The following is a 1,042-nucleotide window of genomic DNA, read 5'->3' on the forward strand; positions in this document are numbered from 1 at the left end:
GCCCGGGGCAGCCGCGGGGGCCGGCGCCGAACGTCAGCACGGCGTTCGCCCGGCCGGCGCGGAAGCGGTCCGGCTCCGGGAAGGCCGCCGGGTCGCGGTTGGCGGCGTCGAACCGCAGCAGCAGCCGCTCCCCGGCGCGCACCGGCTGGCCGTCCAGGCTCAGCGGGTCGGCGGCGACCCGGCGGGTGACCCGTACCGGCGGGTCGAGGCGCAGCACCTCGGCGAGCAGCGCGTCGGTCCCGAGCCCGTCCGGCGCGTCGAGCCCGTGCCGGACGGCGGCCACGATCAGCCCGGCGGTGGCGTCGGCGGCCTGCACCAGCAGCCCGAGCCGGTTCGCTGTCACCTCGGCCGGAGCGGGCGGCGACATGGCCAGCAGCGCCGCCACCGCCCGGTCCGCCCGCCGCACCGCCGCCGGGCCGGCGCCCGGGTGGTAGGCGGCGGCGACCGCCGTCACCTCCGCGACGGCCGCCGCCGGGTCGGCCAGGCCGAGCCGCTCCGCCAGCACCACAAGGGGTACGCGCCGAGCCAGGTCACCGGTCACGTCCACCCCGTCGCCGCCGTTGTCCGTGGTCGCGGCGCGGTCGAGGATCCGCCCGGTCAGCCGTTCCGCGGCCACGCGCAGTTCCCGTGGGTCGAGCGTGTCGAGCGCCGCCACCCCGACGGCTCGCCGCGCGGCATGCCGGTCCGGCGGGCTGAACCGGCTCACCGAGGCGCGCAGCCATGCAAGGCCACCCTCCGGCGCCTCCTCGGCGGGCGGCACCACCCAGCGGGGATCGGTCAGGACGGAGACGACGTCCGCGTACCGGGTGACCACCCAGCCGCCGTCGTCCGAGGTCGGCGGCCCGCAGGGCGGTGTGCCCGGAGCAGCCGTGATCGTCGGTGAATCCATCGCCCGACCGTAGGGCGCCGACAGTTCGGTCCGGACCGAACGATCCGGCCGGGCGCCCCCGGCGGTCAGGCGCGGGCGGGACCGGCGGCGCGGATCACGGGCGGGTCAGGCGCGCGCCGGACCGGTGTCGCGGGCGGCGGGCGGGGCCAGCAG

The 1,042-nt window shown here is 79.7% G+C and carries 1 protein-coding gene; it reads right to left on the bottom strand.

The features are described 5' to 3' along the window. Nucleotides 1-889, bottom strand: an 889-nt coding sequence (locus tag AC2CHG_RS31530) for a cytochrome P450 (RefSeq protein WP_484526224.1), incomplete at its 3' end; no start/stop codon positions are given. Between the last annotated feature and the right edge of the window lie 153 nt (nt 890-1,042).

This window comes from Micromonospora sp. ATLC20, from assembly GCF_057196585.1.